Here is a 16201-nt window from a genome sequence, read left to right as displayed (position 1 = left end):
CATAGAAAAAACAGCTTGATGAGTGTCATCAAGCTGTTTTGAGCATTATGGGAAACGTGGGAACTGTTTGAAGTCTGGGTTACGCTTTTCTTTGAATGCGTCACGACCCTCTTTTGCTTCATCAGTTGTGTAATATAAAAGCGTAGCGTCTCCAGCAAATTGCTGTATACCAGCTAATCCATCTGTATCAGCATTAAATGCAGCTTTTAAGAAACGTAGAGCTGTTGGGCTCTTTTCTAACATTTCTTCACACCACTTAATTGTTTCTGCTTCTAACTCTTCTAATGGTACAACAGTGTTAACAAGTCCCATTTCAAGTGCTTCTTGTGCGTTGTATTGACGGCATAGATACCAAATTTCACGCGCTTTTTTATGACCAACAATACGCGCTAAATAGCCTGAACCATAGCCAGCATCAAAGCTTCCAACTTTTGGACCTGTTTGGCCAAAAATTGCATTATCCGCTGCAATTGTTAAGTCACATACGATATGTAAAACGTGACCTCCACCAATTGCGTATCCTGAAACCATCGCAACAACTGGCTTTGGAATAACGCGAATTAAACGCTGTAAGTCTAATACGTTTAAGCGAGGAATTTCGTCTTCACCTACATAACCACCATGTCCGCGTACTTTTTGGTCTCCACCAGAACAAAATGCTTTGTCTCCAGCACCTGCTAGTACAATTACACCAACGCTTGAATCATCACGCGCATATGCAAAAGCATCAATTAATTCCATTACCGTTTTTGGACGGAAAGCATTTCTTACTTCTGGACGGTTAATTGTAATTTTTGCAATTCCATTATATGTTTCATACAAAATATCTTCATAATTACGTTGAGATACCCATTCAACTGTCATCTTTCTTCCTCCTCATGTTCTGATAAAAACTCACTTACTATTTTACCAAAAATTCTTGGTTGTTCCACATGAATTGCATGGCCGGCATTTAAAACAACTTTATGCCTACAAAATTTGAGCTGATTAGACATCTTTTTTGCAATTTCACAAAATTTCCGATCCTGCTCACCTGTGATTAAAAGGACTGGAAAAAGCAAATCATTTAACCTTTCCCAATAAGATTCTTGCACTCCTGTTCCCATACCTAATAGGCTATTTCCCAAACCACGTTCTGATTGAGCTAACCTTTCTTGTCGAACTAGCGCTTGATCCTGTACAGACATTCGTTTTTGAGTTTCAAACATAGGAATGTTTTCCCAATAATCAACAAACTTAACAATACCTTGGTTCTTAATAAACACAGCTAATTTTTCATCTGCAGCTTGCCTTGCAATTTTTTCTGCCTCTGTCTTTAGACCAGGTGACCCACTTTCCATAATAAGTGCTTTTACTCGCTCCGGAAAGTGACAGGATAACGCCAGTGCTAGACGTGCTCCCATTGAATAACCCAGGACAACGGCTTTTTCAATATGGAGTTGGTCAAACAACCCTACAATGACGTTCATCATCTGTTCCATTGTATATAGAGAAACTGTTTTCGGAGAATCCGTTTTCCCGTGACCAATAATGTCGATTGTAATAACCTGATAATAACGTGCCCAAGACTTTGCAAATGTACTCCAAGTTTGAGAAGAGCCTGTAAAACCATGCAATAATAACAGAGGCATTCCCTTCCCTTGCACTTCAACATGGTACGAAACACCTTCATATTTATAATGCATCTCTTATTCCTCAAACTTAGACAAATTTATTACCTGTGAAACGTTATTCCAGATTTCACGGTGCATTTCGACATTTTCTGTACGAACTGTTGGTACCTCAACAATATGCAGTCCGCCCTCTTTAAACGAAGCTTTTAGTGCATCATGAAATTCACCTGCTGTATAAGCTCTACTAAATGTACCAGCATATAAATTTGCAGCATGCTCAAACTGCAAGCCTGTTGGTGTACCGAATAAAAACTCAAAATGCTTCTCTTCTTTTGACTGAGGTAGGAATGAAAAAATCCCTCCACCATCATTGTTAATGAGCACGACTGTTAAATTGAGATTATGCATTTTAGCAGCAAGCAAGCCGTTTAAATCATGATAAAAAGATAAGTCACCAATTAAAAGTACAGTATGCTCATATTCAGTGCTAACGCCTAAAGCTGATGAAACTACACCATCAATACCATTGGCACCTCGATTTGCAAATAAGTGAAGCTTTTTATCTGTTGCAAAGAAAAACGAATCTACATCTCTTATCGGCATTGAGTTACCGATAAACAAAGCCGAATTAGCTGGTAAAAGCTTTGACAGTTCCTCTACAATGCTACCTTCAAACCACTTATCTTGTAAGCTGGCTTTTAATGAATCCTTAACTTGCTTATTTAATTCAATCCACTTTTCGCTCCATGAATTAGAAGATTTTTTACTCCCTATATACTTAGGTAATTCACGAGCAAATAGTCCTTCGTTGCACTGAATCATATGTGTGGAGCGAAGAGTAGGATCTCGCCATCCGTTGCTTTCATCTACTACAAAAACAGCTTTTAGTTCATAAGCTTTTAAAAATAAAGTTAACCCCTTTGATACAGGCATGGCACCAAAACGAATGACAACTTCTGGCTTCAATAGTGGTTGAATTCCTTCTTTTTTCAAAAATGAATCATAAGTATCGATGATAAGATCTTTATCGTGATTACCACTTCTCATCTGGGAGAGTGGATCTGCAATAATTGGAAATTGAAGATAATCTGATAACTCTACAATAGCCTGTTTATCCTCACTATTTAGCTGGTCTCCACATATGATTAAACCTTTTGTTTCGTCTTTTATGAACTGACCAATATGCTCAAAAGCTTGGCTAGAAAGCATTGATTTTCCTTCATCAAACGATACATAAGAGTTTTCACGTTCATGTAAGCTCCATAAATTTTCCAAAGAAAGATTTGGAACAATTGGCTCACGAAGCGGCATGTTAATGTGAACAGGTCCTTTTGGACCACTAGCTGACAGGCTGACAGCTCTTCCAGCCAAAGTTCGAATGTAACGAATTGGCTCTTCTGTTGCTTTTGGTAAAGCAGTATCTACAAACCACTTCGCGTAGTGACTAAACAAGTATTGTTGATTAATTGCTTGTGGAGCCCCTACCTCACGCAGTTCATGTGGACGATCTGCAGTAATAACAAGTAGAGGAACCCTTGAATAATATGCTTCAACAACCGCCGGAAAATAGTTCGCAGCAGCTGTTCCAGACGTACAAACAAGCGCAACAGGCTGATTTTTTGCTTTTGCCATACCTAAAGCAAAAAAACCAGCCGAGCGCTCATCAATATTTAAATGAACTTTTATCTTCTCATGCTCAGACATTAACATAGCAATTGGTGTTGAACGAGAGCCGGGGCTTACCACAACGTGATTCACACCTAATTTGGCTAATTCGTCTACAAAAGCTGCTACATAAGCAGTTAGCTGATTAGTATGGTCCACTTGCTATACCCCCTAAAGCTGATAGCATTGGATTAAATTTAATCGTTGTTTCTTCATATTCACTCTCAGGAGTCGAATCCGCTACAATTCCACAACCTGCAAACAGCATCGCCTGTTGTCGTTCAATTACACCTGAACGAATTCCAACAATAAACTCTCCGTTACCATTAATATCAACCCAACCAATTGGAGCTGCATACCATCCTCGGTCGAATGGTTCTAACTTTCGAATAATGGACAAAGATTCATTTTGTGGATATCCTCCTAAAGCAGGTGTTGGGTGGAGCTCTTTTAACAGCGAAAACAATGTTACATCTTTCTTCGTTTTGCCTCGAACAGGTGTATAGAGATGTTGAATATGCTTCGTTTTATACAGTGTTGGTTGCATAGGTATTTCTACTTCCATACAATAGGCTTCCATTGCTTCTTTTATCATATGAACAACCACATCATGTTCAATTAAATTTTTTTGATCATTTAAAAGCTCATTACCTAAAAGCTCATCTTCTTTTCTTGTTTTTCCTCGCTTAATAGAACCCGCTAAGCAAGTCGAAAAAACATAGTCTCCCTCTTTTTGCACCAAACGCTCTGGAGACGCCCCAACAAAATGTTGATTTTCATTCTCAAAAATGAAGGTATAGCTTGTAGGTTGTTCTCTCAACAAACGCTGAATAACGTACTCTGTCGAAATTGCTTCGGTAAATGTTGCTTTTAACTGTCGAGCTAGTACCACTTTCTCAATTTTTCCTTGTTGGATTAACGAAGTAGCATTTTGAACATTTTTTTTAAACCTTTGTACATTAATTTCTTCTTTTGTTAATAGTAAAGGCGATGAATAGCTACTACCGTCATATTCTTGGTTCCCTAACAATCCTTCAAGCTCTTCAATACGATTAAGATGAGCTTGTATATTGTCTTCACCACTTACTTTAATGTTTATACTTAGATATCCATTCCCTTCCGTCTCTGTATAAAGAACAGAGGGAATTACAAATTTACTATTGGAAAAATCGTTCCAATGGTTGTCCTTTTTTTGATAAGGATCAAATGAGAATCCTCCAAAAAGCAGAGGACCTGTACCATTTGGAAACTCTACGTCATTTGTATACAAAATATCTCTTTTAAAGCGCTTCCATTGTTTTTCTGTATCAAAAAAACGCTCAGACCCTTCTTTGGAAGACAGCGTATAAGCTCTTCCTAACCCAACGAACGTATACTGCTGGTTCGGATCTCTCCAAAAGAAACGTTCTTTACAAAACTGTCTATAGCCGTTTGCATAAAAAATAAGGGGGTCAATAGGTCTTACTTTTTTGACTACGCTGACAAGTTTTGTGTTACTTTCATTTTTGGCACATTCAATTGCCTCTGATAAATGATCATGTATTAACTGTTCAGTTATTGCAATCACACTACGTCCCCCCGTTTATAATGTCGTAAGTCTTTAACCAATTTATTATAAACTTTCGCTGTAAAAAAATCTAGTTTGACAACTGAATTCCCTTGATAAGATTGTATCATATCTCAACAAAAGTTACCGATTTTGTGCTCTTTGTTTCCAAGTTACATTATATAACTTAAAAAAATATTTACTTTCCTTCAGCAATGAAAGTATTTATCGACTAGTTTTTCCATAACTAAGGGAAGAAGTCGTTACACATTTCATCATAAATACCAATCATTTCACATGTGAAACACGATAGAACTTAATTTTTTTAAATCATTTAACACATAATAATGTGGAATTGAGTAATTCAAGGGAAAAGGGAGAGAAGTCTTATGATTTCCAATAAGCAACTAAATCAATTAAGGGAAGCATTATTAACTGAACAAGAAAGCCTAATGCATCAGTTAAAAGACAATAATGATTTTGGGTTAAGATCCCAAAGTTTACATGATTCAACCGGAGAATTATCAAGTTATGATAATCACCCTGGAGATATGGCCAGTGAAATTTACGAACGTGAAAAAGATATTGCATTATATGAACATACACGCGAAGAGCTAAAGGAAATTAAGGCTGCTTTAAATGCTATGGAAAAAAGCTCATATGGAAAATGTAAAACTTGTGGAAAAGATATTAGCTTTGAACGTCTCCAAGCAGTTCCTACCACCTTGTACTGTAAAGAGCATAGTCCGTCGCAAGAAACATCACGACAACGACCCGTCGAAGAATTAAACCTTCGTCATCCATTTGGACAATACGATTTGGATACTTCCGGAGCAACTGAATATGACGCGGAAGATTCTTGGCAAGACGTCGAAAGATATGGAACGTCTGAATCACCATCTGACTTCGAAGGAGATATCTCTTCTTATAACGACACATACATTGAACATGATGAAAACGTTGGATATGTAGAAGACTATGAGAACTTCGTAGGTACTGATTTATATGGAAAAGAAATTGTTGTATACCCGTCCAAACAGCATGAAGAATATGAGCAGACCTTAGATGAAGAAGGTATTATGACAACTTTTGGTGACCTACCATCTCATGAAAAAGAGCATTATACAGAATACCAGGAGTAGCGTAATACGGCTGTTATTCTGTATAAAAATATATGTATAAAGAAATTCCGATAATTTCTTTAGTGATAATAGATAAAAAAGGAGCCTAGAGGCTCCTTTTTTAATATGACAATATTTGTTTTGATGAATTAATTTCCCAAATCTCTTTTGCATACTCTGATATTGTGCGATCGCTAGAGAAATAACCTGATTGAGCAATATTTAACGCGCTCATTTCAAACCATTTCTCTTTGTCACAGTATGCTTGATTTACTTTTTCTTGTGCTTGAACATAGGAAGCGAAGTCTCTCAGTACGTAGTACTCATCATTTTGCATTAACAACGAATCGTAAATTGGTTCAAATAAATCGTAAGTATTCTTAAAAAAGCCGTTTATAAGCTGCTCTAACACTTTTTTTATTCGCTGATCATGATGATAATAATCAAATGAGCGATACCCACCGTTTTGTTGATAGTGTAAAACTTCCTCAGATGATAAACCAAAGATAAACATATTGTTTTCTCCAACAGCTTCCGCAATCTCTACGTTTGCTCCATCCATTGTTCCAATAGTTAAAGCACCGTTCATCATGAATTTCATATTCCCAGTGCCTGATGCTTCTTTACTGGCAGTTGAGATTTGTTCGCTAACATCGGCTGCTGTAAAAACATCTTCAGCCAAAGAAACGCGGTAGTTTTCAAGGAAAACAACTTTTAAAAACGGCGATGTGATTGGATCACTGTTTACTACATCAGCCACTGAGTTAATTAACTTAATAACCTTCTTAGCATAGTAATATCCTGGCGAAGCCTTTGCTCCAAAGATAAAAGTTCTAGGTATAATTTTAAAGTTAGAGTCTTCTTTTAAACGATTGTATAGATACATAATATGAAGTACATTTAGCAACTGTCGCTTATAAGCATGTAACCTTTTCACTTGCACATCAAAGATTGACTCTGGATTTATTTCAATACCAGTTTGCTTTTTGATAACTTCGCTTAAAATATCTTTCCGCTGTTGCTTTACTTGTTTTAATTGGTCTTTAAAATTGTTATCTTGAGCATAAGGCTCCAACTGTTTTAATGCGTAAGGATTTTTCACCCAGTCATCACCGATAGTTTCATTGAGAAGCATTGATAATTCTGGATTCGCCTTTAACAGCCATCGTCTATGAGTAATACCGTTTGTTTTATTAATAAACTTCTGTGGATAGAAATCAAAGAAGTTTTTCATTTCTCGCTTTTTTAAAATGTCGGTGTGTATTTTTGCCACGCCGTTTACTTTATGACTTCCTACAATCGCTAAATGAGCCATCTTCACCATATCATGCGCGATAATGGCCATATCCTCAATTCTTTTCCATTGGTAAGGATATTTTTTCCACAACTCTTCACAAAAGCGCTGATTAATTTCTTCCACAATCATATAAATACGAGGGAGAAGCGGTTTAAACAAGTGAATTGGCCATTTTTCTAAAGCTTCAGATAACGTCGTATGGTTGGTGTATGAAATGGTCTGTGTAGTAATATGCCACGCATCATCCCAACTAAGATTTTCCTCATCCAAGAGAATGCGCATCAATTCTGGAATAGCTAATACAGGATGGGTGTCATTGATATGAATCGCTACCTTTTCATGTAGATTGGCAAGCGTCCCGTACACAATACGATGGGAACGAATAATACTTTGCAAACTAGCGGATACGAGAAAATATTGCTGCTTCAATCTTAAAATTTTACCATCTTCATGGGTGTCATCTGGATACAAAAATTCGGATACTGCTTCTGTTTCTCTCTTATACTGCATTACGTCTTTATGTACTGGAAATGAAGCAGGTTCTGCGTTCCAAAGTCGAAGCGTATTCACCGTAGTCGTATCATAGCCTACTACCGGAATGTCATACGGCACAGCTAAAATAGACTCTCCATTAATATGTCGAAATGCTAGTTTGCCATTATCATTGTAATATTCAACTTCTCCCCAGAAGTTTACTTCAATAGATTGATCAACTTTTCTCACTTCCCAAGAGTTACCGTGACGAAGCCACTGTTCAGGCAATTCTACTTGAAAACCATCCACAATTTTCTGATCGAATAACCCATGTTTATATCGAATTCCACATCCATGCCCTGGTAAATTTAAAGAAGCTAAAGAATCTAAAAAACAAGCAGCTAAACGGCCTAACCCACCATTTCCTAACCCAGCATCTGCCTCAATTTCCTCAATCTCTTCTAGTGAAATATTTAAATCTTTTAACCCTTCTTCAACTACTTCTTTTATTCCAAGGTTAAGTAAATTTTGTCCTAATAGCCTGCCTAATAAAAATTCAATCGAGAGATAATACACTTGTTTTGAATGATTTGACCTCTGAGCCTCATTAGTAGCAATCCAATCACTACTAATATACTCTCTGACCATATTTCCTAACGTATGGTATTGATCTTGTACCGTCGATTCTTTGAAGCTTTTCCCATAAGTCATTTCTAACTTTTTTAAAAATACTTTTTGAAAGCTTTCTTTATTAGAGAACAAGCTTATCACCCTTTCAAGATGAAATAGATGTTAAGTTCGCATATAGTTGATTATATTTAAATGCCGACTGCGCCCAGCTATAATCTTGACTCATAGCATCTCGCATTAATTTCTCCCATACGTCCTTATCATTGTAAAAGGAAATTGCCCTTTCAATTGTGTAAAGCATATCGTGAGCGTTATAATTTGCAAAAGTAAATCCATTTCCTTCGTGAGTAGACTCATTATACGAAAGGACCGTATCATTTAGCCCACCTGTTTCCCTGACGATTGGGATTGCACCGTAGCGCAACGCAATCAATTGACCTAATCCGCATGGCTCAAACTTTGAAGGCATTAAAAATAAATCTGATCCCGCATACACTTTATGGGCTAGGGCTTCATTGAAACCAATGATTGCTTTTACCTGATTGGGATACTGAGATTCCATGTCTTTGAAAAATGATTCAAATTCTTCTTCACCTGTCCCGAGTATAACAACTTGCGCACCTAAACGAGTTATTTCATGAAAAACATGCTTTACAAGATCTAACCCTTTTTGTTTTGTTAACCGCGTTACCATTGATACAAGTGGGACATTATTTTTCACATCTAATCCAAGGTATGCTTGTAAATCTTCTTTATTCTTATTCTTACCTGCTAAATCTTGTGCTGAATAGTTAAATGCAATTAACTCATCCACTTCTGGATTATAAGCCTGATCATCAATACCATTTACAATCCCTATCAAATCCTGGTCTCTTTGTCTTAGCAATCCATCTAACTTTTCACCATAATAAGGCATTTGAATTTCATTTCGATAAGTTGGGCTCACTGTTGTAATTTTATCCGCAGAGACAAGACCGCCTTTCATAAAATTTAAATTGCCATAAAACTCTAATTGATTAGACGTAAAGTGATAATCATTTAAGTTTAGTAGCTCATATAAATTTTGCTTTGGAAAGACCCCCTGAAACTGTAGGTTATGAATAGTGAATACCGTTTCAATATGGTCATACATATTATATTGCGCTCTTAATAAAAAAGGAATCATGGCTGTATGCCAGTCATGACAATGAATGATATCCGGCTCATTTACTAAAGTTGGAATAGCTTCTAGTACTGCTTTAGAGAAAAAGGCAAAGCGTTCTGCATCATCATAATGACCGTACAGACTATCTCTTTTAAAATAGTATTCATTATCAATAAAAATGTACTGAGTACCATTCATTTCTAGCGTATAAATCCCACAATATTGTCTTCTCCATCCAACTTGTACATAGATGACTTTTTCTAAAGTCATCTGCTCACTGTACTGTTCAGGAATTAAGCTATACTTGGGCATAATTACAGATACGTTGGTGCCCAGCTGCTTCAATTCCTTAGGCAAAGCACCAGCTACATCCGCTAATCCTCCTGTTTTAATAAACGGTACACATTCTGACACTGCAAATAATACATTCACGAATTCATCAACGCTCCTTGAACTGTTCCTTTTGCTAATACTCTTGGTAGATTAGGTTCACCATTCAACTCTTCATGACTACCTATTTTTACATCTTTATCTAAAACAACATAGTTTAATACGCTATTTTCAAGAATAGCTCCTTTTTGCATCACAATACTATTTTTAACAACTGCGCCTTTTCCTATCTTTACACCTCGGAAAATAATACTGTTTTCAACATGCCCTTCAATAACACATCCGTTAGCAATCATTGAATTTTTCACTACAGCTGTTTTTGCATAGCGCGTTGGAGGTTCATCTTTTGTTTTTGTATAAACTGGACGAGTTCTTAGAAATAGCTGCTTCCACGTGTCTGGAGATAAAATATCCATACTAGCTTTATAATATGCTTCTAGCGAATCCACTTGAGAAAGGTATCCATTATGCTCATACGTAATCACTTTGGATGACTCTGAAAGATAGTGCACAAGCTCTGTAATCGTATCAAAATCTTGGGTTTCATTTTGTAGGATATCGAGTAACGTTTTTTTATTAATAATGTATATGTTTAGAGGAGTATTACCACTCACTACTGACGTTACAACTGCACCTTGAGCTACATGACGCTTTAATACTTGACTGAAATCAATGGTACAAATGGTATAGCTATTTGCAATAATAACGTAATCTTGTTTACTTCGAAGGAAATAATCAATATGATAGCGGAATTGAGCAATTAGCGATGGGTCTTCTAATTTTAAATCGTTTTTTACAGGTGGAAAGATGAATAGTCCATCTCTTTTTCGGTCTAGATCCCACTCTTTTCCTGAACCAATATGATCAGTAAGAGCACGATAGCGGTCCTTTGGAAATATAGCCACGCTTTGGACGCCAGAATTCACCATATTCGACAGCATAAAATCAATTAAGCGGTAGCGTCCTGCAAATGGAACAGCCGCAATTGAACGATAAAAAGTTAATGGTTGTAAAGAGCTCATAGTTGTGCAAGCATCAATAATGCCTAGCATTTGATTATTCAATGTAGTTCATCCTCTCTGTTAATTAAATGCATTATGAAATTGATTCTAAAAGTTCATTAGTCACTAAAATGACTTCTTCTTTTCCCTGTGTTGGCTTAATAATAGTTCCATCTGGAATGATTACATCTGACGGAATAATAGCATTTTCAATATATACGTTTACTCCCACTTTAGCCGATGGCATCACAACGCTTCGTTTGACCTCTGAACCGCTGCCAATTTGTACTCCTGGAAACAACACAGAGCGTTCAATACTACCTTCAACAACGCAGCCCTCATTTACTAACGATTCCACTACGCATGCTGTTGGAGCAATATACTGAGGAGGTTGACTAGGATTTACTGAATATACTTTCCATGAAGAATCAAATAAATTGAGCTCATCACTTTCGTCTAATAAGTCCATATTCGCTTCCCACAAGCTTTTAACTGTACCAACATCTTTCCAATACCCTGTAAATGGATATGCTATTAAGCGCTTCTTCTCTTCTAACAATAGAGGAATGACATCTTTCCCAAAGTCATGACTAGAATAAGGATTACGTGCATCCATTTCTAGATATTCTTTAAGAATATTCCATTTAAAAATATAAATACCCATAGAAGCTAGATTATTCTTTGGATGCTGTGGCTTTTCATCGAATTCCTCAACTTCTAAAGCTTCGTTTGTATTTAAGATTCCAAATCTACTTGCTTCATCCCAAGGAACTTCAATCACTGAGATAGATACATCTGCCTCTTTTTCAATATGGTAATCTAGCATACTTTCATAATTCATTTTGTAAATATGGTCTCCGGATAAAATTAACACATACTCAGGTTCATACTGACATAGGTAGTTTAAGTTTTCATAAATTGCACTAGCAGTTCCTTTGTACCACTTTACCCCTGATGACTCTGAATAAGGAGGTAATACCGTAACGCCTCCGTCTCTCCTATCCAAGTCCCAAGCGCTTCCAATACCAATATAAGAATGTAAAAGTAAAGGCTGGTACTGTGTTAAGATTCCAACTGTTTCAATCCCAGAGTTGGAGCAATTGCTTAATGCAAAATCAATAATTCGATATTTTCCACCAAATGGGACAGCTGGCTTTGCTAAATTTTTTGTAAGTGAACTTAATCGACTACCTTTTCCTCCTGCCAATAACATCGCTACGCACTTCTTTTTTAACATTTTTTTTTCTCTCCCCCCGTTTTTTCTTTGTTCTCATGATGCTAATCCCAAAGGGTGGTACATCCATTTCAATATGAAACGGTAGACCGTGAAACCCTTCCTCAACTACTTTTAAAGGTTTTGAGTTAACAACTCCAGAACCTCCAAAATCAACATGATCACTATTGATGACCTCAACATATTCTGTGTTTAGAGGAACACCTACTTTATATGCATGATATGGAACATCTGAGAAGTTACATACCACTACAAGCTTATCCTGACTATTTGTTGATGTTCGAATAAACGAAAAGATTTTTTGATCTCGATTATTCACATCAATCCAAGAGAAACCTTCTTCTTTATGATCTAATTCATAAAGTGGCTTACTTCTTTTATAAATTTTAAGTAACTCTTTAAAATAACTATTTAAATTTTGGTGCATGTCAAAGTCATATAGCTGCCAATCTAAATCACTTGCGTCTTTCCACTCATCGAATTGACCAAATTCTCCACCCATAAATAGTAGTTTCTTGCCCGGATGAGCAATAAAATAGCCGTATAATAATCGCAGCTGAGCAAATTTTCGCCAATAGTCTCCAGGCATTTTATTTAACATTGATTTTTTCCCATGAACGACTTCATCATGAGAGAATGGTAAAATGAAATTTTCATTAAAGGCATACATTAAAGAGAAAGTCATCTTTTCATGAAGGTTCGCTCTTTGATGAGTGTCTGCTTCCATATAGGTTAAGACATCGTTCATCCAGCCCATATTCCATTTGTAATTAAAACCTAGCCCACCATCATATGTAGGAGCTGTAACTAGTGGCCAATCTGTTGAATCTTCAGCCATCATTAAAATAGTTGAATCATAGGCAAAAACCGCTTCATTGAGCTTTCTTAAGAATTGAACAGCATATTGATTTTCAACCAATTCATGCGAATTCGGCCAATACAACATATTGGCAACAGCATCGACCCTAAAGCCATCAACGTGAAAATACTCTAGCCAAAACAATGCATTCGATATTAAGAAACTTTGCACTTCTGGCTTACCTAAATCAAAATTAGCCGTGCCCCATGTATAGTTTTCACGGTCTAATTCGTTCTTGTATTCATACGTGGGTGAACCATCAAACATATATAACCCATGCGCATCTTTACAAAAATGGCCGGGAACCCAATCTAAAAGAACGCCTATGCTGCTTTGATGACATTGATCAATAAAATACATTAAGTCGTGTGGTGAACCGTATCGACTTGTTGCAGAAAAATAGCCAGTCCCTTGGTATCCCCACGATTTATCGAGCGGATGCTCAACGAGCGGTAATAGTTCGATATGGGTAAAACCTTGTTCTAGTACATAAGGAATTAATTCTTCAGCTAGTTCACGGTACGTATATAGTTCACCATCTTCGTGAATCTTCCACGAACCCGCGTGTAGCTCATAAATGCACATAGGCTTTTCATAAACAGCGTGTTGCTTCTTTTTACGCTTCCAATACTGATCACCCCACTTGTATCCTTCTAAAGAATAAATTTTAGAAGCAGTGTTAGGCCTTACTTCGCTATGAAAAGCATATGGATCCGCTTTTAATATTTTGGTTCCATTATGAGTTGTAATTTCGTATTTATAAATCATATTCTCTTCAAGATTTGGAATAAATATTGTCCATATCCCTTGAGAGTTTAATCTCTCTAACGGATGATTTAAACCGTCCCATTCATTAAAATCACCCACAATGCTTACCGCAGAAGCATTAGGAGCCCAAACAGAAAATCGTACTCCCTCTATGCCGTTTAGTGTTAACTTATGTGCCCCAAAGAGCTTATAACTATGAAACAAATTTCCTTCATGATAAAGATGGATGTCAAAATCAGTAGGTTGAACAATCGAATTCAAAAATACCCCTCCTTGATAACAATTAACCTAGTAAATAAACTCCTCTTTTTTATTTCCATTATTTACTATACCCTCTTTTCTAACGACTAACCTAGTAAATAAACCTTTCTTCTTTCATTTCTATTATCTAATTTACATTCCATAAAGCATCTATTTTTTCCTTCTTTTCTGAATATTTTTATGAAAATAAAAAAACCATCTATTTACTAGATGATTTTCAAACAAATAAAAAAGGTTTGCATAAATGCAAACCTTCTCAGATATGACCCGTACGGGATTCGAACCCGTGTTACCGCCGTGAAAGGGCGGTGTCTTAACCACTTGACCAACGGGCCAGTATTAAAATCGACTGGCGGAGAAGGAGGGATTTGAACCCTCGCGCCGCTTACGCGACCTACACCCTTAGCAGGGGCGCCTCTTCAGCCTCTTGAGTACTTCCCCAATATAATGGCTCCACAGGTAGGACTCGAACCTACGACCGATCGGTTAACAGCCGATTGCTCTACCACTGAGCTACTGTGGAATAATAAATGGTGGGCCTAAGTGGACTCGAACCACCGACCTCACGCTTATCAGGCGTGCGCTCTAACCAGCTGAGCTATAGGCCCATTATGGAGCGGGTGATGAGAATCGAACTCACGACATCAGCTTGGAAGGCTGAGGTTTTACCATTAAACTACACCCGCTTAATTATATGGGGCGACTGATGGGAATCGAACCCACGAATGTCGGAACCACAATCCGATGCGTTAACCACTTCGCCACAATCGCCATATAGATGGTGGCTCGGGACGGAATCGAACCGCCGACACAAGGATTTTCAGTCCTTTGCTCTACCAACTGAGCTACCGAGCCTTTTTATAATGGCGGTCCCGACGGGAATCGAACCCGCGATCTCCTGCGTGACAGGCAGGCATGTTAACCGCTACACCACGGGACCATTTGGTTGCGGGGACAGGATTGAACCTGCGACCTTCGGGTTATGAGCCGACGAGCTACCAGACTGCTCCACCCCGCGATAATTTGATAATAATATAATGGCGGAGGAAGAGGGATTCGAACCCCCGCGGGCTTTAACACCCCTGTCGGTTTTCAAGACCGATCCCTTCAGCCGGACTTAAAAAATTCCTCCGTATATTATATATGGTAGCGGCGGAGAGGGGATCGAACCCCCGACCTCACGGGTATGAACCGTACGCTTTTAGCCAGCTGAGCTACACCGCCATATTATCAGAAATGTATTTGAAGTTGGTGGAGCCTAGCGGGATCGAACCGCTGACCTCCTGCGTGCAAGGCAGGCGCTCTCCCAGCTGAGCTAAGGCCCCATAAATGGTCGGGAAGACAGGATTGAACCTGCGACCCCTTGGTCCCAAACCAAGTGCTCTACCAAGCTGAGCTACTTCCCGTTTATGGCGCGCCCGAGAGGAGTCGAACCCCTAACCTTTTGATCCGTAGTCAAACGCTCTATCCAATTGAGCTACGGGCGCTTATTAAAATGGTGCCGAGGGCCGGCGACTTGAACCGGCACGGTAGTCACCTACCGCAGGATTTTAAGTCCTGTGTGTCTGCCAATTCCACCACCCCGGCAGGACTTATTTGTGGAGCGGAAGACGAGGTTCGAACTCGCGACCCCCACCTTGGCAAGGTGGTGTTCTACCACTGAACTACTTCCGCGCATTATGAAATTAAATGGTGCGGGTGAAGGGACTTGAACCCCCACGTCGTAAAGACACTAGATCCTAAGTCTAGCGCGTCTGCCAATTCCGCCACACCCTCGCATGTGTGTGTATTTAAAATGGTGAGCCATGAAGGACTCGAACCTTCGACCCTCTGATTAAAAGTCAGATGCTCTACCAACTGAGCTAATGGCTCGAAAGTGGTGCCGGCAAGAGGACTTGAACCCCCAACCTACTGATTACAAGTCAGTTGCTCTACCAGTTGAGCTACACCGGCAACATATTCATGGTGGAGGATGACGGGATCGAACCGCCGACCCCCTGCTTGTAAGGCAGGTGCTCTCCCAGCTGAGCTAATCCTCCATTATATAACAGCCTGGCAACGTCCTACTCTCACAGGGACAAAGTCCCAACTACCATCGGCGCTAGAGAACTTAACTTCCGTGTTCGGCATGGGAACGGGTGTGACCTCTCTGCTATCGCCACCAGACATATTATATTATACAACATTTTCGAAATAAA

At 38.4% G+C, this 16201-nt stretch carries 10 protein-coding genes, 20 tRNA genes and 1 rRNA gene; 1 reads left to right on the top strand and 30 read right to left on the bottom strand.

Annotation, left to right across the window (positions count from 1 at the left end; translation table 11 throughout):
- Nucleotides 1-45: 45 nt before the first annotated feature.
- Genes menB through V2145_RS00320 form a run of 4 tightly spaced genes read right to left on the bottom strand, consistent with a single transcriptional unit; the run spans nucleotide 46 to nucleotide 4845 of the window.
- Complete coding sequence (gene menB / locus V2145_RS00335) at nucleotides 46-864, bottom strand: 1,4-dihydroxy-2-naphthoyl-CoA synthase (protein WP_094911977.1); 819 nt, start codon at nucleotides 862-864, stop codon at nucleotides 46-48.
- Entirely contained in the window at nucleotides 861-1685 is an 825-nt protein-coding gene (gene menH / locus V2145_RS00330; protein WP_311856304.1) for a 2-succinyl-6-hydroxy-2,4-cyclohexadiene-1-carboxylate synthase, read from the bottom strand. Before menH ends, menB begins: the two co-directional genes overlap by 4 nt.
- Before the next feature lie 3 nt (nucleotides 1686-1688).
- A complete protein-coding gene (menD, locus tag V2145_RS00325) occupies nucleotides 1689-3437 on the bottom strand; it encodes a 2-succinyl-5-enolpyruvyl-6-hydroxy-3-cyclohexene-1-carboxylic-acid synthase (protein WP_330987241.1) in 1749 nt (582 codons plus the stop codon).
- On the bottom strand, nucleotides 3424-4845 hold the full coding sequence (locus V2145_RS00320; protein WP_094911980.1) for an isochorismate synthase: 1422 nt from the start codon (nucleotides 4843-4845) through the stop codon (nucleotides 3424-3426). Before V2145_RS00320 ends, menD begins: the two co-directional genes overlap by 14 nt.
- A gap of 368 nt (nucleotides 4846-5213) precedes the next feature.
- Here V2145_RS00320 and V2145_RS00315 point away from each other — a divergent pair, with 368 nt between their 5' ends.
- Nucleotides 5214-5966: a TraR/DksA C4-type zinc finger protein gene (locus V2145_RS00315; protein ID WP_131888443.1), complete on the top strand. Its 753-nt coding sequence runs from the start codon at nucleotides 5214-5216 to the stop codon at nucleotides 5964-5966.
- A 100-nt stretch (nucleotides 5967-6066) separates the two neighbouring features.
- Here the strand turns inward: V2145_RS00315 and V2145_RS00310 are convergent, their stop codons facing one another.
- The 26 genes from V2145_RS00310 to rrf all read right to left on the bottom strand — a co-directional run bounded on the left by V2145_RS00310 (nucleotide 6067) and on the right by rrf (nucleotide 16169).
- Nucleotides 6067-8478, bottom strand: coding sequence for a glycogen/starch/alpha-glucan phosphorylase (locus tag V2145_RS00310; RefSeq protein WP_131888444.1), 2412 nt, complete (start codon nucleotides 8476-8478; stop codon nucleotides 6067-6069).
- Between the two features lie 13 nt (nucleotides 8479-8491).
- Nucleotides 8492-9922, bottom strand: a complete 1431-nt coding sequence (gene glgA, locus V2145_RS00305; RefSeq protein WP_131888445.1) for a glycogen synthase GlgA — start codon at nucleotides 9920-9922, stop codon at nucleotides 8492-8494.
- Entirely contained in the window at nucleotides 9919-10944 is a 1026-nt protein-coding gene (locus V2145_RS00300; RefSeq protein ID WP_094911984.1) for a sugar phosphate nucleotidyltransferase, read from the bottom strand. The genes glgA and V2145_RS00300 overlap by 4 nt, the downstream gene beginning before the upstream one ends.
- Before the next feature lie 31 nt (nucleotides 10945-10975).
- Nucleotides 10976-12118 carry a glucose-1-phosphate adenylyltransferase gene (locus V2145_RS00295; RefSeq protein WP_094911985.1) on the bottom strand — a complete coding sequence of 381 codons (1143 nt, stop codon included), beginning with the start codon at nucleotides 12116-12118 and terminating at the stop codon, nucleotides 10976-10978.
- On the bottom strand, nucleotides 12069-14003 hold the full coding sequence (gene glgB, locus V2145_RS00290) for a 1,4-alpha-glucan branching enzyme (RefSeq protein WP_131888446.1): 1935 nt from the start codon (nucleotides 14001-14003) through the stop codon (nucleotides 12069-12071). The genes V2145_RS00295 and glgB overlap by 50 nt, the downstream gene beginning before the upstream one ends.
- 263 nt (nucleotides 14004-14266) lie before the next feature.
- Nucleotides 14267-14338, bottom strand: a tRNA-Glu gene (locus V2145_RS00285).
- A 15-nt stretch (nucleotides 14339-14353) separates the two neighbouring features.
- Nucleotides 14354-14444: transfer RNA gene (locus tag V2145_RS00280), tRNA-Ser, on the bottom strand.
- Between the two features lie 7 nt (nucleotides 14445-14451).
- Nucleotides 14452-14526 (bottom strand) — tRNA-Asn (locus V2145_RS00275).
- An 8-nt stretch (nucleotides 14527-14534) separates the two neighbouring features.
- Nucleotides 14535-14611: transfer RNA gene (locus V2145_RS00270), tRNA-Ile, on the bottom strand.
- A 4-nt stretch (nucleotides 14612-14615) separates the two neighbouring features.
- A tRNA-Gly gene (locus V2145_RS00265) sits at nucleotides 14616-14689 on the bottom strand.
- A gap of 9 nt (nucleotides 14690-14698) precedes the next feature.
- Nucleotides 14699-14774, bottom strand: a tRNA-His gene (locus V2145_RS00260).
- Nucleotides 14775-14782: 8 nt separating this feature from the next.
- Nucleotides 14783-14858 (bottom strand) — tRNA-Phe (locus V2145_RS00255).
- 9 nt (nucleotides 14859-14867) lie between these two features.
- Nucleotides 14868-14943 (bottom strand) — tRNA-Asp (locus V2145_RS00250).
- Nucleotides 14944-14946: 3 nt separating this feature from the next.
- Nucleotides 14947-15021, bottom strand: a tRNA-Met gene (locus V2145_RS00245).
- Between the two features lie 20 nt (nucleotides 15022-15041).
- Nucleotides 15042-15135 (bottom strand) — tRNA-Ser (locus tag V2145_RS00240).
- Nucleotides 15136-15147: 12 nt separating this feature from the next.
- Nucleotides 15148-15227 (bottom strand) — tRNA-Met (locus V2145_RS00235).
- Between the two features lie 25 nt (nucleotides 15228-15252).
- Nucleotides 15253-15328: transfer RNA gene (locus tag V2145_RS00230), tRNA-Ala, on the bottom strand.
- A gap of 5 nt (nucleotides 15329-15333) precedes the next feature.
- Nucleotides 15334-15409, bottom strand: a tRNA-Pro gene (locus V2145_RS00225).
- 4 nt (nucleotides 15410-15413) lie between these two features.
- Nucleotides 15414-15490, bottom strand: a tRNA-Arg gene (locus tag V2145_RS00220).
- Nucleotides 15491-15499: 9 nt separating this feature from the next.
- Nucleotides 15500-15590, bottom strand: a tRNA-Leu gene (locus tag V2145_RS00215).
- Between the two features lie 12 nt (nucleotides 15591-15602).
- Nucleotides 15603-15677: transfer RNA gene (locus tag V2145_RS00210), tRNA-Gly, on the bottom strand.
- 16 nt (nucleotides 15678-15693) lie between these two features.
- Nucleotides 15694-15781: transfer RNA gene (locus tag V2145_RS00205), tRNA-Leu, on the bottom strand.
- 18 nt (nucleotides 15782-15799) lie between these two features.
- Nucleotides 15800-15875, bottom strand: a tRNA-Lys gene (locus V2145_RS00200).
- Nucleotides 15876-15880: 5 nt separating this feature from the next.
- Nucleotides 15881-15956: transfer RNA gene (locus V2145_RS00195), tRNA-Thr, on the bottom strand.
- Between the two features lie 10 nt (nucleotides 15957-15966).
- Nucleotides 15967-16042 (bottom strand) — tRNA-Val (locus V2145_RS00190).
- 11 nt (nucleotides 16043-16053) lie between these two features.
- Nucleotides 16054-16169, bottom strand: a 5S ribosomal RNA gene (rrf, locus tag V2145_RS00185).
- Nucleotides 16170-16201 lie beyond the last annotated feature (32 nt).

Source organism: Priestia sp. GS2 (genome assembly GCF_036409025.1).
GTDB classification, from domain to species: Bacteria; Bacillota; Bacilli; order Bacillales; family Bacillaceae_H; genus Priestia; species Priestia aryabhattai_A.
This window is presented reverse-complemented; position numbering and strand designations above follow the sequence as displayed.